Origin of the sequence: Bacteroides sp. 4_1_36 (genome assembly GCF_003466325.1) — a bacterium.
Taxonomy (GTDB): domain Bacteria; phylum Bacteroidota; class Bacteroidia; order Bacteroidales; family Bacteroidaceae; genus Bacteroides; species Bacteroides uniformis.
In genome coordinates this window covers 48301-69689 of record NZ_QSOX01000010.1, presented here as the reverse complement: position 1 = coordinate 69689, position 21389 = coordinate 48301, and the positions used below count along the sequence as shown (strand labels likewise).

The window sequence follows — 21389 nt, the reverse complement described above, 5'->3', positions numbered from 1 at the left end:
AAATGATAATAAACTTAAATGATTTTTCAAAAAGATGTTATAAGACATGTTTTTTAATTTGGTTAGTATCACGAAAAGCGCCTATATTTGCATCGTTATCCTGAAAACAATCTTTTTACCTTAAAAAAAAACTAATACCTATTGAAAACTGAAAAAGGAGGCTTTGTGAAAAGCTTCCTTTTTTTTGTACCTATACGAAGGGCTTTTTGTATCTTTGCGCATATTAATAATAAATCGTGTATAACCTAAAAGTATATAGAACCATGTTTTCCGGAATAGTAGAAGAATGTGCCACATTGGTGGCGATGGTCAAAGACCTGGAGAATGTACATTTTACTTTCAAGTGTTCATTCGTCAGTGAATTAAAAATAGACCAAAGTGTGTCTCACAACGGTGTTTGCCTTACAGTAGTCAGTCTGACAGATGATACCTATACCGTGACGGCCATGAAGGAAACGCTGGACCGTTCCAATCTTGGCTTGTTGCAGGTGGGAGATGAAGTGAATGTGGAGCGTAGTATGATGATGAACGGCCGGCTGGATGGCCATATCGTTCAAGGACATGTGGACCAGACTGCCACTTGCATCGATATAAAGGATGCGGAAGGAAGCTATTACTTTACTTTCCGGTATGCTTTTGACAAGGAGATGGCAAAGCGCGGCTACATCACGGTAGACAAAGGCTCGGTAACGGTCAATGGTGTCAGCCTGACCGTGTGCGATCCCACCGACGATACTTTCCAGGTGGCCATTATTCCTTACACCTTTGAGCATACCAATTTCCATGCTTTCAAAGTGGGCAGTGTGGTGAATCTGGAGTTCGATATCATTGGTAAGTACATCAGCCGCATGATACAATATAAATAAGGTAACGGCACTATGGACGATTTCCTGCAATTAGTGGCATCCCGTCAGAGTGACCGTGCCTATGATATGACTCGTGCCGTGGAGCCTGAGAAATATCGGTGATTTACTTTTTAGACACAGATGACGCAGATGACGCGGATTTTTTTAATATTCCAATCCGCGTCATCCGCGTCTAAAAAATAATCAAAAAGAAAGCAGATACGGAGTTTCCGGAAAGACTTCCGCGTGCTTACAAATCCTTCAGCAGCACCTTGCTTGCATTCTTGTAGTATTCCTCCCGTGCCTTCAGCAATGCTCCCCATTGGTTGTTGAATTCATTTTCCTTATCAATTTTGAAATCTTCTGAGCCGTGCGTGTCCAGTTTGTCCAGTAGGAGGGCCACATTCATTTTGTTGATATCCATGGAAGGCTGGTAAGCGATGTCTTCACTCTTTTCATCGGTCACCACTTCATGTAGGAGGTTGATTTCCTGCAATTCATAAAGGGTTTCGTGTGTCAGCCGGATGGGAATCTGGCACTCTTCGGATATCTCTTCGGCTGTATAGGGCTGGACGTCTTGTTCAAAGCGCTTGGCTATGAGAGACATTATCAGGATGGAGATAAAATCGCGGTAGCGCCGGCTGATATTGCGCGCATCCTTGTCGAAGCTGAAGTTCCGGATATTCTGTCCGGCGTAGGTCAGTTCGGCACCGAATAGGCAGATGGTCCAGGATACCTGCAACCATAGCAGAAACATCGGAAGGGCGGCAAAACTACCATAGATGGCATTGTAACGGGAAACCCACAACTGGCTGCTGATGTAAAGGAATTGGAATGCCTGGTGTGCCGTACCTGCCAGAATACCGGATATGAGTGCGTGTTTCAGCTTGACCTTTGTATTCGGCATAAAGACGTACAGTGCTGTAAACATGAACCAGGTCAGCACGAAGGGGATGAGGCGCACCATAAACTTGCCGACGGGAGCCAGCAGGGTAAAGTCTTCGAGGTTCTTCACCATCGTACTCATGAAGATGGAAAGACCACCGGACACCACCAGCAGAATGGGCATCAGCAGAAGCATAGAGAAGTAATCCGTTATTTTGCGGTACATGCTGCGCGCCTTTTTCACCTGCCAGATGCGGTTGAAGGTGATTTCCATATTGTTGATTAGATTCAGGACTGTCCACAGCAACATAATCAGACCCACTCCGATGAATATTCCACTCTTGGTCTGAGACAAATACGAATTCACGAATTGCAGGATGACTTCCGTGGTTTCCGTAGGACCGCCGAAACCGTTGATAATCTGGCTTTCCATCAGATTATCGAATCCGAAACCGCGGGCTATGGCAAACAAAATGGCAAGAATAGGCACGATGGCAAGCAGCGTACTGTAAGTCAGCGCCGAGGCTTTGTTTACTATCCGGTCTTTGGTGAAGCGGTTGATGCAAAGATAAATCGTCTTGATGATATTGTATACGGAAAAGGTCGTTCGCGTGACTTCATCTTCCGTAATACGCCAGATGTCGTAGGTGAGGAATTTCCAAAGGGCAGCAATACGCTTGTTCATGCTATTATCTCGATTATCCATTGTCAATAAAAAAGCAGTCAGTCTGTAAGCCGGGTTCTGTTCTTCTGTTTCTGAAAAAGCCTAATTAGGAATTATCCATTCTTCATTATCCATTCTCCATTAAAGAAGTGTCTGTCATTTATCTGAGCCGCATGTCACCATACAAGCTTTAGCGGTCTACCCTCCGACATGGAGCGAGCAACTCTCATAACGTCGGTTTACATGACCTTACAACTCCCAAGACGCACAGCCCTTGTGTCGCCACAAGACTGGTAGGCTCTTACCCCACCTTCTCACCCTTACCGTAGCCCAAGGGCGACGGCGGTTATTTTCTTCTACGTTACTCTACCCTCACGGACAGCTTTCTGTTAGGAAGTGGGACGCTCTGTGTTGCCCGGACTTTCCTCATACGCACGAGGCGCAAGCGACAGACCGACCAACTGCTTTATAGGGTACAAAGATAGGCAATATTAATGAAGAATGAAGAATGAAGGATGAAGAATTTGTTGTGCAGTGTGCGGATGCAGTACGGATGAATCCTTCATTCTTCATTCTTTACTCTTAATTATCTTAAAAACATGTATCTATTTCGGAATAAATTCGTAGCTTTGCTATTAGTAATAACCCCCAAATCCTTTTGGCCAATGAAAAAGTTATCCTCTCTTTTTTCTTTATTTCTGTTAATCCCGCTTTTTGCTGTCGCTTCGGAAGTGGGTGACCGTACAATACCTGCAGAAGTGGCGCAACTCGCTGACAGTTTGAAACAAAAGTTTGCACCGGACAAGCGCGTGGCTTTGTTCGATGTGGATTACTCTTTCTCCGGAAAGAATGTGATGTTGCGTGGTGTCACCACTTCGGCAGAGGCAAAGACGGCTTTGCTGGATGGTTTGGCAAAGAAAGGATATGCGGTGATGGATTGTCTGCAAGTGCTTCCGGATGAGGCCGGACTTGAAGGCAAGACGTATGGCATTGTCAATGTGTCTGTGTGCAATCTTCGGGTAGACCCGGATTTCTCTTCAGAAATGATGACGCAAGGCTTGATGGGTATGCCGGTGCGGGTGTTGCAGCGCGACGGCTGGTACCGTATCCAGACACCGGATAACTACATTGCATGGGTACACCGAGTAGGCATACATCCCGTCACGCGGGAAGAGCTGACCGCTTGGAACAATGCAGAGAAAATAGTGGTGACTTCGCATTATGGCTTTGTCTACTCACAGCCCAGCCAGGCATCGCAGACCGTCTCTGATGTTGCTGCAGGAAACCGCCTGAAGTGGGAGGGGACAAAAGGTGCCTTTTATAAGGTGGCTTATCCCGACGGCCGTCAGGGATATATCTCCAAATCCATCTCCATGCCTGAGAAGAAATGGCGTGCCACCTTGAAGCAGGATGCCGCCAGCATTATAGCCACGGCGCATAGCATGATGGGCATCCCTTATCTTTGGGCTGGCACTTCCTCCAAAGGGGTGGATTGTAGCGGCTTCATGCGCACCGTTCTTTTCATGCACGACATCATCATTCCGCGGGATGCTTCCCAGCAGGCATACGTGGGCGAGCATATCGATATCGCTCCTGATTTCAGTAACCTCCAGCCGGGCGATTTGATTTTCTTCGGGCGCAAGGCGACGCCGGAACGCAAGGAACGTGTGGTACATGTCGGCATGTATATCGGCAACAAGCGTTTCATCCATTCGCAAGGCGATGTGCGCGTCAATAGCTTCAGCCTCGACGACGAGCTGTTCGATGAATACAACCTCGGTAGACTGTTGTTCGCTACGCGCGTGTTACCTTATATAAATAAGGAGGCGTCGCTCAATACAACGGAAACGAATCCATTTTATTCAATGTAATAATGTGCTAATGTGCCAATATGCCAATGACCTGCGGCGTGACGGTGCAAACATAACGTAGCATATACATAGCGCAGCCCATTGGCACATTAGCCCATTAGCATATTGGCACATTTAATACACACACAATTATGTCAAACAGAAGAGATTTCCTGAAAACCGCCGCTTTTGCCGCACTCGGCTCAGGCATGGCAATCAATCATGTATTTGCCGGAGGAAATGACGCTCCTTCCTTGTTCAACGTGAACAGTAGGGCAGGTGTAACCCCCAAAATGAAACTGCGTTTCTTCCCCTATGAACTGAAATTGCGCCATGTCTTTACAGTGGCCACCTACTCGCGTACTACCACTCCCGACGTTCAGGTCGAGATAGAATATGATGGCATTATCGGTTATGGTGAAGCCTCCATGCCCCCGTACCTGCAACACGAACTAGGCACGATGGACAGTGTACTGGCTTTTCTGAAGAAGGTGCAGGATGTTATCGGCCAATTCTCAGACCCCTTTCAGCTGGAAGATATACTGGCTTATATAGACAGCCTCTCGGCAGGGGATTCCGCTGCTAAAACTGCTGTGGACATCGCCTTGCACGACCTTGTGGGCAAACTGTTGCAAGCCCCTTGGTATAAGATATGGGGTTTGGACAAGGAAAAGACTCCCTCTACAACTTTCACCATCGGTATTGATACGGCCGACGTGGTGCGTGAAAAGACGAAAGAGTGTGCCGACCAGTTCAATATCCTTAAAGTGAAGCTGGGGCGGGAGAACGACAAGGAAATGATAGAGACCATCCGTTCGGTGACGGACCTTCCGATTGCCATTGATGCCAACCAGGGTTGGAAGGACAAACATCATGCGCTCGATATGATACATTGGCTGCACGAAAAAGGAATTGTCATGATAGAGCAACCGATGCCCAAGGAACAACTGGACGATATTGCATGGGTCACCCAGCAAAGCCCGTTGCCCATATTTGCCGATGAGTCCATTCAGCGTCTGAAGGATGTGGCAGGCTTGAAGGGTGCCTTTACGGGCATCAACATCAAGCTGATGAAGTGTACCGGCATGCGCGAAGCCTGGAAGATGGTGACTTTGGCACGTGCATTGGACATGAAAGTGATGGTAGGATGTATGACCGAGACCTCTTGTGCCATTACCGCTGCCTCCCAATTCTCTCCGGCAGTGGACTTTGCCGACTTGGACGGTAGTCTGCTGATTGCGAACGACCGTTTCAAGGGTATGGAGGTTGTGAAAGGTAAGATAACGTTGCCCGATTTGCCGGGTATTGGAGTGGTGAAGTTATGAGAAAGCTATTGTATACCGTCGCTCTGTTTGTGATGGCTTCTGCATGCAGCACGAAGCCCGAGAGCAAGCCCTATAATTGGGAGGACGACCTGTACCAACGTCTGCTTACGGATTTCTGTATGACGGAATCCCAGGTGAAGGACTATATCCGCAAGTATATTCCCGACGTGACCGATGAGCAGATGCGCCAGTGGGAAGCCTCCAAAGCTTTGGAGTGCATGATGCTGGATGGAGAGAAACGCTATTTCCGCAATGCCGGACCTAATCTGTTTCGTGTGGACTCCACTTGCTATGACATCAAGATAGCCAAGGAAGGCACTTCGCCGAGTGGCAGCGAGAAAGTGAATATGGAGAACCTGCCCGAAATCATTTCTGCTGTGAAGAAAGAGGGCAAGGCCATTGTTGCGCCGAAGCGCATGCGCGTCACCTACACGTTGACCGTAGATACCAATGCCGTGCCTGCCGGGAAAATCATCCGTTGCTGGTTACCCTATCCCCGTCAGGACCAGGCCCGGCAGCAGGATGTCAAGTTCATTTCGGCCAGCGAACCGCAATACACCTTTTCGTCGCCCGAGTGCCGTCACAGTACATTGTACATGGAGAAACGTGCTGTCGAAGGCGAACCGACCGTATTCTCCGAAACCTTTGAGTTTACCGCCAACGGCGAATGGCATAATCTGAAGCCGGAAGATGTGCAGCCCTATGATACGACGACCGCCCTTTATAAGGAATATACTGCCGAGCGTGAGAAGCATATCGTCTTTTCCCCGCGCTTGCGCGAACTTGCTGCCAAATTGACAGCCGGTGAAACCAACCCCTACCTGAAAGCCAAACGTATCTTCCGTTGGGTGAATGACAACTTCCCGTGGGCTTCTGCACGCGAATATTCCACCATTGAGAATATCCCGGAATATGTGTTGGACAACCGTCACGGAGACTGTGGCCAAGTCAGCCTGCTGTTCATTACGCTTTGCCGCATCAGTGGTATTCCCGCACATTTCCAGAGCGGCTTCATGATGCATCCCCGTGCATGGAATCTGCACGATTGGGCAGAAGTCTACTTCGAGGGTGTGGGTTGGGTGCCTGTCGACCAGTCATTCGGCATTCCTGCCTTTGCCCGCAATGCCGACGAAGAATATTTCTTCCTGGGTGGTATAGACTCTTGGCGCATGATTGTGAACACTGATTACGGCATGCCGCTACAGCCCGAAAAGCAGTATCCCCGCAGCGAGACCGTCGACTTCCAGCGTGGCGAGGTGGAGTGGGAGGGAGGTAACCTCTACTTCCCGCAGTGGGGCTACCACATGGACATTGATTACTTGAATTATTAAGGTGCTATCTGCCCTCTAAAAACAGATGATGCGTTCAGCCCGAACACATCATCTGTTTGGTATAAACGCATCATCTGTTTACCCCAAATGCATCATCCGTTTCGGCCGCAACGGGTGATGCGTCTTTTTATACCCTATCTGTCAGTTCTTTAACAGTCAGCAATCGTACATAAATGCTAATTTGTCAGTCTTTGCCGTTAACCGCTGTTAAGCCCTAAATATCCTCTGTTAAAAGAGAACAAAAAAGAGTGACAAGCGGAATAACTGAACGTTTTTTGTCGTTATTTTAACGTCGTAATGTTAAACGAAACTTGAATATTAACAATTTAAAGAATAGGAAGAATAGTATGAAACAGACAACAAAAAACATCCTTGGAGTTGCGGCTATCGTGCTCCTGAGCTCTGGAGTGGCTGGATTGACCACTTATAAGATGCTGAATAAGGAAAAGCCTGCCGCATTCAGCGAGTTGTTCCAACAGAACCCCAATAATCTGCTACCGGCGGCTTTCCATGCAACGGATGCCCAGCCAGTGGATTTGACACAAGCAGCGGAGAGTTCGCTCCATGCTGTAGTGCATATACGTGCCACTCAGTTGAGTAAGACCCAGACGGTACAAGAACAGCCGGATATTTTTGACTTCTTCTTTGGAGACGGTCGTGGACGCCAGCGCCAGATACAGACCCAGCCGCGTGTAGGTTTCGGTTCGGGTGTCATCATCTCCAAAGACGGATATATTGTGACGAACAATCACGTGGTGGAAGGTGCTGATGAAATCACTGTGAAACTGAATGACGACCGTGAGCTGAAAGGACGCATCATCGGTACTGACCCCAGCACGGACTTGGCATTGATTAAGATTGAAGGGGATGACTTTCCGACAATTCCGGTTGGTGACTCCGACCAGTTGAAGGTGGGAGAATGGGTATTGGCAGTAGGTAATCCGTTCAACCTGAACTCTACCGTAACAGCTGGTATCGTCAGTGCAAAAGCCCGTTCCATTGGCTCTTCTGCCTCCAATGGACAAGCTGCAAACATCCAGTCTTTCATTCAGACGGATGCTGCCATCAACCAAGGTAATAGTGGTGGTGCGTTGGTGAATGCCAAAGGCGAGCTGGTTGGTATCAATGCCATGCTTTACTCACCCACGGGTGCTTATTCCGGCTATGGTTTTGCCATCCCTACCAGCATTATGACAAAGGTGGTAGCCGACTTGAAACAGTTTGGTACCGTGCAGCGCGCGCTCCTTGGCATCAAGGGTAGTGATTTGAGCACAGACCTGCAGATGGACGAACGCTGGACCGAAGAACTGAAGAAGAAGGCCGACGAACTTGGTGTGAAAGAGGGTATCTATGTGGCCGAAGTTGTTGAAGGTGGTTCCGCTGCCGGCATCTTGAAGGAAAATGATGTAATCATAGCATTGAACGGCAAGAAGATTCACAAGTTCTCGGATTTGCAGGAAATGCTGGCAAAACACCGTCCGGGCGACAAAGTGAAGGTAACAGTGGTTCGTGACAAGAAGGAAAAGGAATTCGAAATCACGCTGAAGAATGAGCAAGGCACTACGAAGGTAGTGAAGGATGCCGGAATGGAAATCTTGGGTGCAGCCTTCAAGCCCGTATCTTCCGAGCTGAAGAAGCAGTTGAACCTGGGTTACGGTCTGGAAGTTACCGGGGTTACCAATGGCAAGATGGCCGATGCAGGTATCCGCAAGGGCTTCATCATTCTGAAAGCCAACGGAGTGCCGATGAAGACGGTAGACGATTTGGAAAAGGCGATGAAAGAGGCAAGAAAGTCTCCTGAGCAAGGTTTGTTCATCACCGGTATGTTCCCGTCAGGAAAACGTGCAATGTATGCCGTTGATTTGACTCAAGAATAAAAAATAGGGATAGTTAGGTAAGAAGATTGTAATATTAGCTAACAATAGCGAAAAAGGGGGTGTCGGTACAATACATACCGGCATCCTTTTTGTTATATAGGATAAGATATAAATAAGGTGAAAAAGTTGGGATGAAATTATTGTAACAAAATAATTTGTCGTACCTTTGCAACCCAAATCTGTATTATAAGAATGAGACAACTTAAAATTACAAAAAGTATCACTAACAGAGAGAGCGCTTCTCTTGACAAGTATTTGCAGGAAATCGGTCGCGAAGACCTCATTACTGTTGAAGAGGAAGTGGAGCTCGCTCAGCGCATCCGCAAGGGTGACCGTGTTGCACTGGAGAAATTGACACGTGCCAATCTGCGTTTCGTTGTATCTGTGGCCAAGCAGTACCAAAACCAAGGTTTGAGTTTGCCCGACTTGATTAACGAGGGTAATTTAGGACTGATCAAGGCTGCCGAAAAGTTCGATGAAACACGTGGTTTCAAGTTCATCAGTTATGCAGTATGGTGGATACGTCAGTCCATTCTGCAGGCTTTGGCAGAGCAGTCGCGTATTGTACGTCTTCCGTTGAACCAGGTAGGTTCGCTGAATAAAATCAGCAAGGCCTTCTCCAAGTTCGAGCAGGAAAACGAACGTCGTCCGTCTCCTGAAGAGCTTGCCGATGAACTGGAAATCCCTGTTGACAAAATCTCTGATACGCTGAAGGTGTCCGGCCGTCACATTTCGGTGGACGCACCTTTTGTAGAAGGAGAGGACAACAGCTTGCTCGATGTACTGGTCAACGATGACTCCCCTATGGCTGACCGCTCTTTGGTGAACGAGTCTCTTGCGAGGGAAATTGATAGAGCTCTTTCTACGTTAACCGATAGGGAAAAAGAAATCATACAGATGTTTTTCGGTATCGGACAGCAGGAAATGACATTAGAGGAAATCGGCGACAAATTCGGCTTGACCCGTGAGCGTGTGCGTCAGATTAAGGAAAAAGCAATCAGAAGATTAAGACAAAGTAATCGTAGTAAATTGCTCAAATCTTATTTGGGATAAATAAGAAATATCAGTTTCCGACAAATAGAAGGAATTAAAAACCGTACGTCTTTAGTAGGCGTGCGGTTTTTTTTATATCTTTGCCCCATTGATAATTCATAACTTATAACTCAATGAAATACGTTCGTATACTTTGTGCCGTAGCTTTGGTTTTTGCGTTGTGCTCGGCTTTTACAATGAAAGATAAGGAAAAGGCTGTATATGCTTTTGGTGTGGCGGCTTCTTTCAATGACTCCATCGTATATTATACAGACATCCAGGTATTGGACAGCGTAGAGCTGGATAAGAATGGATTCTTGCCCAAGCGTGATTTATACACTTACCAGCTCAAGAACTATCTGGAGTACAATCTGAAGAAGCCGGACTATACTTGTATGATTTATTTCTCTGAAAACAGGAAAAAGTTGGAAAAAGAGGCTGTAAAGGTAAAAGGTAAGTATAAGAAGAGTAAGAATATGGTTTTGCAGGTGGTGAAGCCTGAAGCTTTCACATTTACAAAACCGCAGGAATAATTTAGGGAATATACATATGATGAAATCCAGACTCTTTCTACTATTGTGGATGTGCTGCTCGGTTTTACTGACAGCATGCGAAAACGACGAACCGACGCCGCAGCCTCCCGTTGAAGGTAGTCGTACGGTACTGGCTTATCTGGCTTCGGATAATAGTTTATCCAGCTTTGCACTGGCAGATTTGGAGGAGATGAGGTTGGGTATGGAGAAAGTGAGCGCTAACAACGTGCATTTGCTGGTATATATAGATTCCAATTCTTCACCGCGTCTCATAGAGCTGAAAAATGAAGGTGGAGAATTGGTGGAAAATACGGTAAAGACATACGAAAACCGTAATTCGGTAGGTGTGGCTGAGACACTGGAAGTGTTTGATGACGTCTTTAAAAACGATGAATATAGAGCTGAAAGCTATGGTCTGATTTATTGGTCTCATGGAGATGGTTGGATTCCTAATCCACTTCCTGCTACAAGATGGGTGGGGCAGGATGGTAATCGCTATATGAATATTTCAGACTTGGTTACGATATTGTCTGCCGACGCTGTTCCCCATTTTGATTTTGTCTTGTTCGATGCCTGCTTTATGCAGTCCATCGAAGTGGCTTATGCCTTGCGCAGCTTTACCGATTATTACATTGGCTCGCCCACGGAAATTCCCGGACCGGGTGCACGCTATGATGTGCTTGTTCCTGCACTGTTCTCGGATGGTGAAGTGGCATTGAAGGTAGCTGCCGCTTATTACACCCCCTACAAAGAAATTTATTTGGGACAATGGATTCAGAATGACCCTTGGAATGCTGGTGTATCTGTTTGCGTGTTAAAAAGTTCAGAACTGGAACCCTTAGCAAGCATCACCAAGCAAGTCTTGTCCGATAATACCGATAGCGACGAGCTACGTTCCATCGTCTTTGATTACGATCAACGCTCTAAAATGCATGTCGGTTATTACGATTTTGTGGAACTGATACAGCAGCTGACGGATGCTTCCGGATTTGCTGCTTGGAAACAGGCATATGATTTTGCTGTTCCCTATTGGCAGACTACTCCTAAGAATTGTTCTGGTTCTACCGGCATGTTCTCTATGGAAGGTTCCAGCGGTGTTTCCCATTACATCCCTTCATCTTCCCACCAGTCGGCTGCAGTCGCTTATCGTTCCACAGAGTGGTATAAATCTGCCGGCTTCTCCAAGCTTGGTTGGTAATTTATAGAAAATTTGTATACAGAACGGATTATTATAGGTGTAACAACTTGTAATAATCCGTTTTTTTATGTCTGTTCTCATTAAAAATAAGTCTCTTAACGATATTTTCCTTTGGAAATTATGTTCTATTGAGAATAATTCTTTTCTTTGCATCATCAAACTTAAAAAACGAAGAATTATGAAATATGTAATCATTGGCGGTGTAGCAGGTGGAGCCACGGCAGCCGCCCGACTAAGAAGAGTGGACGAAATGGCTAAAATTCTCTTATTGGAGAAAGGCCCTTACATCTCGTACGCTAATTGTGGTTTACCTTATTATATAGGCGGAGTGATAGCAGAGCGCGAGAAGCTGCTGGTGCAGACACCCGAATCTTTCGGCAAGCGCTTCCGCATTGATGTGCGTGTGCAGAATGAAGTAATCGCCATCCATCCCAAAAACAAGACCGTTACCATACGCAATGTGGAAGGCAAGGAGTACGACGAAAGCTATGACAAACTTTTGCTTTCTCCCGGTGCCAACCCCGTGAAGCCCCCCTTGGAAGGCATTAATTCCGAAGGCATCTTCACGTTGCGCAATGTAGAAGATACCGACCATATCAAGGCTTATATCTCGGACAAGCAGGTGAAACGCGCCGTGGTGGTAGGTGCCGGTTTCATCGGATTGGAAATGGCGGAGAACCTGCATCATGCCGGTGTTCATGTGTCTGTAGTCGAAATGGGTAATCAGGTGATGGCACCTATCGACTTCTCTATGGCGGCACCTATTCATCAGCATCTGTTGCAGAAAGGCGTCTCTCTCTATCTGGAAGAAGGAGTAACCCATTTCAAGCGTACGGACAACGGAATCACCGTATTCCTGAAAAGCGGAAAGGCCATTCCTGCCGATATGGTGTTACTCTCCATCGGTGTGCGTCCTGCCACTGCATTGGCGCAACAAGCCGGCTTGAAACTGGGCGAGATGGGCGGTATCTGGGTAGACGAACACTTGGAGACTTCCGAAAAAGACATCTATGCTGTGGGCGATGCCATCGAATATCCTCATCCGCTGACCGGAAAGCCCTGGCTCAATTATCTGGCAAATCCTGCCAACCGCCAGGGACGTATCGTTGCTGATAATATGGTGTTTGGCAATACTGTTTCCTACGAAGGAGCTATCGGCACCTCCATTGCCAAAGTATTCGACATGACGGTAGCCTCTACGGGCCTTGCAGCCAAACGCTTGAAGCAGTGGGGCATGGAATATCAAAGCTCGGTGACTCACTCGGCATCTCATGCCGGTTACTATCCGGATGCCCTGCCTTTGACCTTGAAACTGACTTTCCATCCCAAAACCGGTAAACTCTATGGTGCGCAATGTATCGGTTATGAGGGAGTGGACAAGCGAATCGACCAGATAGCCGGACTCATCAAGCGGGGTGGCACAGTCTACGATTTGATGGAGACGGAGCACACGTATGCGCCTCCTTTCTCCTCGGCCAAAGACCCCATCGCTATTGGCGGCTATGTAGCATCGAACATTATCAGCGGTGCTATGCCTGTCATCTCTTGGCGCGAGCTGGTAGAAGAGAAGGATAAAGTGATGCTGATAGATACCCGTACGCCCGAGGAATTCTCTTTCGGCACCATTCCGGGAGCCGTCAATATTCCGTTGGACGAAATGCGCGAGCATTTGGCAGAGATACCTACAGACAAGCCGGTAGTGCTTTTCTGTGCTGTGGGTCTGCGCGGTTATCTGTCCCTGCGCATCCTGATGGGGTGCGGCTATCGCAATGTGCGCAATCTGATAGGTGGTTATAAGACCTACTCCACGGCAACAGCACCTCTGCCGTCTCTATCTGCTCCGGCAGGCGGCGGCTCTTCTTCTTCTTCGGTAGAGGCTGCTACTGATGATGTTCCTGCGGATGCATCAGTGTCCAAGAAGGAAACGTTGAAGATAAATGCTTGCGGTTTGCAATGTCCGGGACCTATCATGCAGGTGAAAAAGGCGATGGATAGCATTGCTGTGGGCGAGCGTGTGGAGATTGTGGCAACCGATGCCGGTTTTGCACGCGATGCTTCTGCCTGGTGTGATACGACGGGAAATAAATTGATAGAGAAGCATGACGAGAAAGGACGCTATACGGTAGTCATCGAGAAAGGTGCTCCGGCTTGTACATCTGCTTCCAATGTTTCTGCAGCCGGGGGTAGGGGAAAGACGCTGATTCTGTTCAGTGACGACCTGGACAAAGCGCTGGCAACCTTCGTACTAGCAAACGGAGCAGCGGCAACGGGACAGAAAGTAACCATTTTCTTCACCTTCTGGGGACTGAACGTCTTGAAGAAAGTGCAGAAACCCAGTGTGCAGAAGGACTTCTTCGGCAAGATGTTCGGCATGATGCTGCCGTCCAGCTCTTTGAAACTGAAGTTGTCGCAGATGAATATGTTTGGCATGGGCAGCCGCATGATGCGCTTCTTGATGAAGCGCAAGGGAGTGGATTCTTTGGAGTCGTTGCGCTCGCAGGCATTGGCGCAGGGAGTGGAATTCATTGCTTGCCAGATGTCTATGGATATGATGGGCATCCAGCACGAAGAACTTCTGGATGAAGTAACCATCGGCGGCGTGGCTACCTATATGGAACGTGCGGACAAGGCAAATGTGAACTTATTTATATAGGAGGACAAGATATGGAGACTTTATGTAAAATCCGTGATGTTTATCGGGCTATTGCCGAGTTCGAGGTGCAGTTTACGCAGATGTATGATTTATCGCTGAATGAAGGAATGCTGTTGTGCACGCTGCTCAATACTCCTAAGCTTACCTCCAGTGAGATAGCCGAGGCACTGGGTTTGTCTGCCTCCAACACTTCAAAGGTCATTCGCTCTGTCGAGGGAAAAAAGCTCATTACCCGTCTGATAGGTAAGGAAGATAAGCGTCAGATGCGTTTTTCTCTTACGACAGAAGGCAAGAACCGGATTTCGGATATTAAGAATGCTACTTTCGAATTGTCGGAGTTGTTGCAGCAGGTAGTTAGCCTCGTATAGTTTTGTGTAAAAGCGAATTAATATCGTGTTTGCAGGAAGTTAATATCCTGCGGACACGATATTTGTTTTTTGTAGGACACGTTATTAACTTCTTGCACGACATGTTGTTAGTATCGTGTATTGCATGCTATAAATTGTTTGTATCTGTTCGTGTGTATTTCTATCTTTTATTACTGAGAAATTTACTAAGAATCTTTAATAATGTCTCTTTCGACAATTTCTTAACTCTTAATCAATTCTTTTCTCTGTTTTAAAAATGAACTTGATTGGAAAAGCCATTCTTTATGAATCGCCTATATACTCAGTCGTATTTCCGTAAAGGAACACAAGCTTGATACCAAAGAAATAAATTGAAACTTTCTATGTCAATTGCCTAATATTATTTTACTTTGCTGTCAAATAGTAAGCAATACAGCGATTGATATGCAGAAATTATTGTCTTTGCCGCCTAATCTGGTGTCGGCATTCTATGAACTGGAAAATGTGGACCGTACGGAATGGTTTTGTACTTCCGACCCGGTGGGAATGAAACTTGGCTCGGGTGGGGGAACTACCTGGCTCTTGAGAGAATGGCAGAAGGAACGGGATAGGAAGTATTTGGCGGAGGAGCGTATTCCAACAGAAAAGTGCATTCCAACAGAGAAAAGCCTTCCAGCAGAGAAGCGTATTCTGCTGCATGCCGGAGGACAAAGCCGTCGTTTACCGGGATATGCACCGTCGGGCAAGATATTGACCCCGATTCCGGTGTTTCGCTGGGCGCGTGGACAAAAACTGGGACAGAATTTATTATCCCTTCAACTCCCACTTTACGAAAAGATAATGGAGCGGGCTCCCGAAAGACTGCGTACGCTGATTGCCAGTGGTGACGTATATATCCGTGCGGAAAAGCCGCTTCAAGAGATTCCCGATGCAGATGTGGTGTGCTATGGACTGTGGGTAGACCCGTTGCTCGCCACACATCATGGTGTGTTTATCTCGGACCGGAATCAACCGGAATCCTTGGATTTCATGCTTCAGAAACCCTCTCTGGAAGAATTGGAAAACCTCTCCAAGACACATCTCTTTTTAATGGATATCGGCATCTGGCTATTGAGCGACCGGGCCGTTGACTTGCTGATGAAACGTTCGCAGAAGGCAGATGGGGCTTTGGACGTGGATACGCCATATTCCGACTTGAAATACTATGACTTGTATGCTGACTTTGGCTTGTCCTTAGGAAATCATCCCCGTATTGAGGATGAAGAGCTGAATAGCCTCTCCGTCGCCATATTGCCTTTGCCCGGAGGCGAATTCTACCATTATGGAACAAGCCGCGAACTGTTGTCTTCAACCGTCACCTTACAGAATAAGGTCTACGACCAGCGCCAGATTATGCACCGGAAGTTGAAGCCCAATCCGGCCATCTTTGTGCAGAATGCAGAAGTGCATCTCCCCCTTACTCCGAAGAACGACAGTCTTTGGATTGAAAATAGCTTTGTTGGGGCTTCTTGGCGGCTGGGGGCACGGCAGATTATCACGGGTGTTCCCAAGAATGACTGGAGGCTGACCATTCCAGACGGTATCTGCATTGATATAGTTCCGCTTGCCGACCAGCGCTGGGCAGTACGCCCCTATGGTTTTGACGATACTTTTAAGGGGGATATTCGGGATGAAAAGACACTGTTCCTTGGAATGTCGTTTTCGGAATGGCTGGTCGAACGGGAATTGTCGGTGGAAGACATCACCGGCAGAAAAGAGGACCTGCAGGCTGCTGCCATCTTCCCGGTTGTGGAAGATAAAGAGCAGATGGGGACAGTGCTTCGATGGATGGTTTCCGAACCGGGCTTGACGGAAGGAAAGGCTGTCTGGCTGGAAAGTCGTCGGTTGTCCGCCGACGAAATTTCAGCACAAGCCGACTTGCGTCTGCTGTATGCACAGCGGGAGAGCTTCTGCAAAGGAAACTGGGAAGTGCTGGCACGCAACCATGCAAAGAGTGTATTCTATCAACTCGACTTGATGGATGTGGCCGGTGAATTCCATAAATTCGGCATTGACAAGCCGGAAGTGTTGCCGACAGATGCCTCGCTGATGCAGCGTATCCATAACCGGATGCTGCGTGCACAGATTGAGAAGCTGGACGGAAGGGACTTCAAGGCAGATGAGCAGGCCGCATTCAACTTGTTGCGCGAAGGATTGCTGACTGATTTGTATGAACGCAAGAGCAGTCCTCGCCTGAATGTGTATAGTGACCAGATTGTATGGGGGCGTAGCCCCGTACGCATAGATATGGCGGGAGGATGGACGGACACTCCGCCTTACTCCTTGTTTGCCGGTGGGAGTGTGGTGAATATTGCCATTGAACTGAACGGGCAGCCGCCTTTACAAGTGTACATCAAACCTTGCGCGGAGCATCGCATCGTGTTGCGCTCCATTGATATGGGAGCCATGGAGGTGGTGAATACTTTTGAGGAATTGCAATCCTATTGCATGATAGGTTCCCCCTTTTCCATTCCCAAAGCAGCATTGGCGCTGGCCGGGTTTGTTCCGGCTTTTTCAGAAACGGCTTATCCTTCGCTGGAAAAACAACTGGAAGCCTTCGGCACAGGTATAGAGATTACATTGCTTTCTGCCATACCTGCAGGTTCCGGTCTGGGCACAAGCTCCATTTTGGCTTCTACTGTCTTGGGTTCATTGAGTGACTTTTGCGGACTGATGTGGGATAAGAACGAAATATGCCGCCGTACGCTTGCCCTGGAACAGTTGCTGACGACCGGTGGCGGTTGGCAAGACCAATACGGTGGGGTACTGCAAGGTATCAAACTGTTGCAGACGGAGGCTGGATTTGCCCAGCAGCCATTGGTACGCTGGTTGCCCGAGCATTTGTTTACCCATCCGGAATACCGCGATTGCCATCTGCTGTATTATACGGGCATTACGCGTACAGCCAAGGGCATCCTTGCAGAAATAGTACGCTCCATGTTCCTCAACTCTTCCCTGCACCTGGGGTTATTAGAAGAGATGAAAGCACATGCCTTGGATATGGCCGAAGCCATTCAACGGAATGACTTCAAGAGTTTCGGAACACTGGTAGGCAAGACATGGATGCAGAAGAAGGCACTGGACAGTGGAACAAATCCTCCTGCCGTAGAGGACATCATCCGTCAGATAAAAGACTATACCTTAGGATATAAACTGCCGGGAGCCGGTGGGGGAGGTTATCTGTATATGGTGGCTAAGGATCCGCAGGCAGCCCTGCGCATCCGTGAGACCTTGACGCTGAATGTACCGAATCCGAGAGCCAGGTTCGTAGAAATGTCACTCTCGGATAAGGGATTCCAGGTGTCGCGGAGCTGAAATTCATCATTCATGATGATACGGCCCCCCGTTCAGTATGGTCATCGCCCGGTAGAGTTGCTCCACAAAGATGAGGCGCACCATCTGATGGGAAAAGGTCATGCGTGAGAGGGACATCTTCTCGTGTGCCGCTTCGTACACTTTGGGGGAGAATCCGTAAGGGCCTCCGATAATAAATACCAGCCGTTTGTTCACGGTATTCATCTTGCGCTTCATATAGTCTGCAAACTCTATGGAGCGCATTTCTTTTCCACCTTCGTCCAGCAGTACGACCACATCTCCCGGCTGGAGAGCTTTCAATATCAGTTCCCCTTCCTTTTCCTTCTGCACTTCCATGGAGAGGCTCTTGGTGTTTTTCAGTTCGGGGATGACTTCCATCTCGAATGAGAGATAACGCTTGGTACGTTGCACATAGTCGTTGATGGCTGTTATAAAGTGTTGTTCTACAGTTCGTCCTACAACGAGCAGAGTAGTTTTCATACTGGTTCTGTTTTGATTAGCGCACAAATTTAGCATTTTTTTATTGTATTTTGAGACAAATGCTTACCTTTGCCTATCATAAATACTTGTGAAAATGAAAAAACGGGTAATCTTTTTGTTGACCGGTCTCTTCATTTGGACGTCTGTGCTGCTGGCTCAGAATGTTCCCGAGGGAGTGATTGGAGCCTTCAAGGAAGGAAACTCTCAGGAGCTCAACAAGTATCTGGGTGACAAGGTCGATTTAATCATTCAGAATAAGTCGACCCACGCCGACAAGCGGACGGCAGAGGGCACAATGGCTGCTTTCTTTTCCAACCACAAGGTCGGCAGTTTTAATGTGAACCATCAGGGGAAGCGCGATGAGTCCGGTTTCGTCATCGGTACCTTGATGACCGCAAATGGAAACTTTCGGGTGAATTGTTTCTTCAGAAAAGTACAGAGCAAATATGTCATACATCAAATAAGGATAGATAAAACAGATGAATAAGGAAGAAGAATTGATTGACAGGCTGATAGACCTGGCTTTCGCCGAAGATATAGGCGATGGAGACCATACAACCCTTTCGTGCATTCCTGCTACGGCAATGGGCAAGTCCAAACTGTTGATAAAAGAACCGGGCATCCTGGCCGGTATCGAGATAGCAAAGGAGGTGTTCCGCCGTTTCGATCCTACCATGAAGGTGGAAGTGTTCATTAATGACGGTACAGCCGTAAAGCCTGGTGATGTGGCCATGATTGTGGAAGGCAAGATACAGTCTTTGTTGCAAACGGAGCGTCTGATGCTGAACATCATGCAGCGCATGAGTGGCATTGCCACCATGACACATAAGTATGCCGAGCAACTGAAAGGTACGAATACCCGTGTACTCGATACCCGCAAGACTACTCCGGGCATGCGTATCCTCGAGAAAATGGCAGTGAAAATCGGTGGCGGTGTAAACCACCGTATCGGCTTGTTCGATATGATTTTGCTGAAAGACAACCATGTGGACTTTGCGGGAGGCATCGACAAGGCCATCAACCGTGCGAAGGAATATTGCAAGGGAAAAGGCAAGGACCTCAAGATAGAAATAGAAGTGCGCAACTTCGACGAATTGCAGCAGGTGCTCGACCTGGGCGGTGTAGACCGTATCATGTTCGACAACTTTACGCCGGCAATGACAAAGAAGGCCGTAGAGATGGTAGGCGGCCGCTATGAAACGGAATCTTCCGGCGGCATCACGTTTGATACGCTCCGCGACTATGCCGAATGCGGTGTAGACTTTATCTCAGTCGGTGCGCTGACCCATTCTGTGAAGGGATTGGATATGAGTTTTAAAGCATGTTGACAAAGGCAGAACGCGTTATTGCAGAATAATAAGGAAAGCCTCTCATAAAGAATGCTGCATTAAGGCAGATTTATGAGAGGCTTTCTCTTGATAACCGGTAGAGTAATGGCACCCGGAAAAACAGATGGTGTATTTGGGAGAAACAGATGGTCTGTTTGGGGCAGATAGATGATGCGTTTGGCTGTAACGGATGATGTGTTTCAATGGATAAATAGCGTAGGAAGGTATGAAAAACATAACATGGAATAAAGTAAAAACAACTGTCAAAGGTTGGCAAGTGGGAGACTACATCCGGCAGACTTCCATTGTGGTGATTGGTGTACTGATTACCTTTGCCGGTAGTGAGTTGGTTACTCAAAACTCCGAGAAGAAAGATATTCAAGCCACCATGTCGCTGATTAGGGATGAACTGAAAAGCAACCGGGAGAATTATGAGAGTATCGTTTCAGAGTTTAGAGAGGATGAACGTCTTTCCAGCTTATTGGTGGAGTATGATTTAAAGCATCGGACGATACCGGAAGATTCATTGATACAGTTCCGCTTTCTTATGGGGCATATCCGCAGTTTTTATTATAGTCAGAATGCATTGGATATACTTAAAAACTCCATGTTGATGCAGAAGATTTCAGATAAAGAGCTACTGTTGCAGTTGACCGGAATCTATGAGGTATTGGATGGATTTAGGGCGACTATGAATGGCTATTACGATATGAAGGACGAAATTATGGTTCCTTTCCATTTGGCATTGACTGATGAACAGACGGACCAGATAAATCGTGGAGGATATGAGGCGTGGGATATTTACTTGTCGGACAGGTCGGTACGGAACTTTGTCAGGGTAGCGCGGAACTATTTTACGCCGGACTATGTAGAACGTGTGGGAAAACGTATAGACGAGGCAATACAAGCGCTTGAGAAAAAGTATCATTTAGAATGAAAAGATATGGGAAAGACAAGCTTTAACAGGTTGAACCATAAGATAAAAAGCTGGCGCATAGGTGATTATTTCCGTCAGTTCAGTATTGTGGCTGCGGGCATCATTGTCACTTTCTGGGGAAACGACCGGATTACCGAGAACGCCCGCCAAAAGGAAGTGCGTGCTACGATGCAGCTGATAACGGAAGAGTTGGAATATAATAAGCAGGAGCTCCGTAATATAAAGCACTTGTTGGATATTGACATACACATGAGTCTGCTGTTGAAGGAACATGATATGGATGTATCCAAGATACCGACAGATACTCTGTGGAAGTATGGCAAGCTTTTCAATAATATGGATGAATTCTCTTATAGGACAGATGCGCTGGATGTGCTGAAAGGTTCTTCATTGATGCAGTATATACCGGACAAACGTATGTTGCAGGATGTATTGCAGACTTATTTTGAGTTGGGCAGGAAACAGAGGGATGTCGGTGATTACTATGCAACGAAAACAGATGCTCTTATGAGTGCTGCCATGTCCAGGGAGTTGGCGCATGTTTTTGATGGTGACGACAGTCTTCGGGACCAGGCCTTGTTTCTTGTGCAGTATAAGAAATTTATCAATTACGTCAACATGGTTCCCGGTTTTCTGTATTGGCATGAATTTGATGAATTGGATGAAAGGCTGGCCAAGCAGATTCAAGTATTGAAAGCCAAATATAAGTAATCTCCGTTCTTTAACATCTTTTTATATTTAATTCAGCAG

At 47.2% G+C, this 21389-nt stretch carries 17 protein-coding genes, 1 other RNA gene and 1 pseudogene; 16 read left to right on the top strand and 3 right to left on the bottom strand.

Going from position 1 to position 21389, the window contains the following annotated elements; all coding sequences use genetic code 11:
- Positions 1-263: 263 nt before the first annotated feature.
- Together DXD65_RS11210 and DXD65_RS11205 are read left to right on the top strand one after the other, a co-directional pair.
- Positions 264-866, top strand: a complete 603-nt coding sequence (locus tag DXD65_RS11210; protein WP_117887641.1) for a riboflavin synthase — start codon at positions 264-266, stop codon at positions 864-866.
- Between the two features lie 12 nt (positions 867-878).
- A pseudogene (locus DXD65_RS11205) lies at positions 879-959 on the top strand (NAD(P)H nitroreductase); the annotation flags it as partial.
- A gap of 136 nt (positions 960-1095) precedes the next feature.
- Here DXD65_RS11205 and DXD65_RS11200 read toward each other — a convergent pair.
- Positions 1096-2415 carry a YihY/virulence factor BrkB family protein gene (locus DXD65_RS11200; RefSeq protein WP_117887640.1) on the bottom strand — a complete coding sequence of 440 codons (1320 nt, stop codon included), beginning with the start codon at positions 2413-2415 and terminating at the stop codon, positions 1096-1098.
- 30 nt (positions 2416-2445) lie between these two features.
- An RNA gene (gene rnpB / locus DXD65_RS11195) (RNase P RNA component class A) lies at positions 2446-2859 on the bottom strand.
- Between the two features lie 200 nt (positions 2860-3059).
- Between rnpB and DXD65_RS11190 the strand changes: the two genes are divergently transcribed.
- The 10 genes from DXD65_RS11190 to DXD65_RS11145 all read left to right on the top strand — a co-directional run bounded on the left by DXD65_RS11190 (position 3060) and on the right by DXD65_RS11145 (position 17894).
- On the top strand, positions 3060-4265 hold the full coding sequence (locus DXD65_RS11190; RefSeq protein WP_117887639.1) for an NlpC/P60 family protein: 1206 nt from the start codon (positions 3060-3062) through the stop codon (positions 4263-4265).
- A 131-nt stretch (positions 4266-4396) separates the two neighbouring features.
- Complete coding sequence (locus DXD65_RS11185) at positions 4397-5569, top strand: dipeptide epimerase (protein ID WP_008664809.1); 1173 nt, start codon at positions 4397-4399, stop codon at positions 5567-5569.
- Entirely contained in the window at positions 5566-6900 is a 1335-nt protein-coding gene (locus tag DXD65_RS11180; RefSeq protein WP_005831285.1) for a transglutaminase-like domain-containing protein, read from the top strand. Before DXD65_RS11185 ends, DXD65_RS11180 begins: the two co-directional genes overlap by 4 nt.
- A gap of 347 nt (positions 6901-7247) precedes the next feature.
- On the top strand, positions 7248-8777 hold the full coding sequence (locus tag DXD65_RS11175; protein WP_005831283.1) for a Do family serine endopeptidase: 1530 nt from the start codon (positions 7248-7250) through the stop codon (positions 8775-8777).
- A 192-nt stretch (positions 8778-8969) separates the two neighbouring features.
- Positions 8970-9830: an RNA polymerase sigma factor RpoD/SigA gene (locus tag DXD65_RS11170; RefSeq protein WP_002561589.1), complete on the top strand. Its 861-nt coding sequence runs from the start codon at positions 8970-8972 to the stop codon at positions 9828-9830.
- Positions 9831-9943: 113 nt separating this feature from the next.
- Complete coding sequence (locus DXD65_RS11165) at positions 9944-10342, top strand: hypothetical protein (RefSeq protein ID WP_005832284.1); 399 nt, start codon at positions 9944-9946, stop codon at positions 10340-10342.
- Positions 10343-10361: 19 nt separating this feature from the next.
- Positions 10362-11540, top strand: coding sequence for a clostripain-related cysteine peptidase (locus DXD65_RS11160; RefSeq protein WP_165859436.1), 1179 nt, complete (start codon positions 10362-10364; stop codon positions 11538-11540).
- Between the two features lie 178 nt (positions 11541-11718).
- Positions 11719-14193 (top strand): FAD-dependent oxidoreductase, encoded by a 2475-nt coding sequence (locus tag DXD65_RS11155; RefSeq protein WP_117887637.1) that lies wholly within the window; start codon positions 11719-11721, stop codon positions 14191-14193.
- An 11-nt stretch (positions 14194-14204) separates the two neighbouring features.
- Positions 14205-14561 (top strand): MarR family transcriptional regulator, encoded by a 357-nt coding sequence (locus tag DXD65_RS11150; protein ID WP_005832281.1) that lies wholly within the window; start codon positions 14205-14207, stop codon positions 14559-14561.
- A 423-nt stretch (positions 14562-14984) separates the two neighbouring features.
- A complete protein-coding gene (locus DXD65_RS11145) occupies positions 14985-17894 on the top strand; it encodes a bifunctional fucokinase/fucose-1-phosphate guanylyltransferase (protein ID WP_229075320.1) in 2910 nt (969 codons plus the stop codon).
- 6 nt (positions 17895-17900) lie between these two features.
- On the opposite strand, the gene rlmH is transcribed toward DXD65_RS11145, so the two are convergent.
- A complete protein-coding gene (rlmH, locus tag DXD65_RS11140; RefSeq protein WP_005831223.1) occupies positions 17901-18374 on the bottom strand; it encodes a 23S rRNA (pseudouridine(1915)-N(3))-methyltransferase RlmH in 474 nt (157 codons plus the stop codon).
- A 94-nt stretch (positions 18375-18468) separates the two neighbouring features.
- Here rlmH and DXD65_RS11135 point away from each other — a divergent pair, with 94 nt between their 5' ends.
- The 4 genes from DXD65_RS11135 (at position 18469) to DXD65_RS11120 (ending at position 21350) form a co-directional block, all read left to right on the top strand.
- On the top strand, positions 18469-18861 hold the full coding sequence (locus DXD65_RS11135; protein ID WP_009038259.1) for a DUF4783 domain-containing protein: 393 nt from the start codon (positions 18469-18471) through the stop codon (positions 18859-18861).
- Positions 18854-19702, top strand: a complete 849-nt coding sequence (gene nadC / locus DXD65_RS11130; RefSeq protein ID WP_005831220.1) for a carboxylating nicotinate-nucleotide diphosphorylase — start codon at positions 18854-18856, stop codon at positions 19700-19702. The genes DXD65_RS11135 and nadC overlap by 8 nt, the downstream gene beginning before the upstream one ends.
- A 226-nt stretch (positions 19703-19928) precedes the next feature.
- On the top strand, positions 19929-20639 hold the full coding sequence (locus DXD65_RS11125) for a hypothetical protein (RefSeq protein WP_005831218.1): 711 nt from the start codon (positions 19929-19931) through the stop codon (positions 20637-20639).
- A gap of 6 nt (positions 20640-20645) precedes the next feature.
- Positions 20646-21350, top strand: coding sequence for a hypothetical protein (locus tag DXD65_RS11120; RefSeq protein WP_016274373.1), 705 nt, complete (start codon positions 20646-20648; stop codon positions 21348-21350).
- Positions 21351-21389 lie beyond the last annotated feature (39 nt).

What these genes read in the sequence shown, in the direction of transcription:
- DXD65_RS11145 (WP_229075320.1), top strand. Translation starts at nt 14,985, where the DNA reads ATGCAGAAATTATTGTCTTTGCCGCCTAATCTGGTGTCGGCATTCTAT.
- DXD65_RS11135 (WP_009038259.1), top strand. Translation starts at nt 18,469, where the DNA reads ATGAAAAAACGGGTAATCTTTTTGTTGACCGGTCTCTTCATTTGGACG.
- DXD65_RS11125 (WP_005831218.1), top strand. Translation starts at nt 19,929, where the DNA reads ATGAAAAACATAACATGGAATAAAGTAAAAACAACTGTCAAAGGTTGG.
- DXD65_RS11190 (WP_117887639.1), top strand. Translation starts at nt 3,060, where the DNA reads ATGAAAAAGTTATCCTCTCTTTTTTCTTTATTTCTGTTAATCCCGCTT.
- DXD65_RS11170 (WP_002561589.1), top strand. Translation starts at nt 8,970, where the DNA reads ATGAGACAACTTAAAATTACAAAAAGTATCACTAACAGAGAGAGCGCT.
- DXD65_RS11185 (WP_008664809.1), top strand. Translation starts at nt 4,397, where the DNA reads ATGTCAAACAGAAGAGATTTCCTGAAAACCGCCGCTTTTGCCGCACTC.
- DXD65_RS11155 (WP_117887637.1), top strand. Translation starts at nt 11,719, where the DNA reads ATGAAATATGTAATCATTGGCGGTGTAGCAGGTGGAGCCACGGCAGCC.
- DXD65_RS11180 (WP_005831285.1), top strand. Translation starts at nt 5,566, where the DNA reads ATGAGAAAGCTATTGTATACCGTCGCTCTGTTTGTGATGGCTTCTGCA.
- DXD65_RS11210 (WP_117887641.1), top strand. Translation starts at nt 264, where the DNA reads ATGTTTTCCGGAATAGTAGAAGAATGTGCCACATTGGTGGCGATGGTC.
- DXD65_RS11160 (WP_165859436.1), top strand. Translation starts at nt 10,362, where the DNA reads ATGAAATCCAGACTCTTTCTACTATTGTGGATGTGCTGCTCGGTTTTA.
- DXD65_RS11120 (WP_016274373.1), top strand. Translation starts at nt 20,646, where the DNA reads ATGGGAAAGACAAGCTTTAACAGGTTGAACCATAAGATAAAAAGCTGG.
- DXD65_RS11165 (WP_005832284.1), top strand. Translation starts at nt 9,944, where the DNA reads ATGAAATACGTTCGTATACTTTGTGCCGTAGCTTTGGTTTTTGCGTTG.
- DXD65_RS11175 (WP_005831283.1), top strand. Translation starts at nt 7,248, where the DNA reads ATGAAACAGACAACAAAAAACATCCTTGGAGTTGCGGCTATCGTGCTC.
- DXD65_RS11150 (WP_005832281.1), top strand. Translation starts at nt 14,205, where the DNA reads ATGGAGACTTTATGTAAAATCCGTGATGTTTATCGGGCTATTGCCGAG.
- rlmH (WP_005831223.1), bottom strand. Translation starts at nt 18,374, where the DNA reads ATGAAAACTACTCTGCTCGTTGTAGGACGAACTGTAGAACAACACTTT.
- DXD65_RS11200 (WP_117887640.1), bottom strand. Translation starts at nt 2,415, where the DNA reads ATGAACAAGCGTATTGCTGCCCTTTGGAAATTCCTCACCTACGACATC.
- nadC (WP_005831220.1), top strand. Translation starts at nt 18,854, where the DNA reads ATGAATAAGGAAGAAGAATTGATTGACAGGCTGATAGACCTGGCTTTC.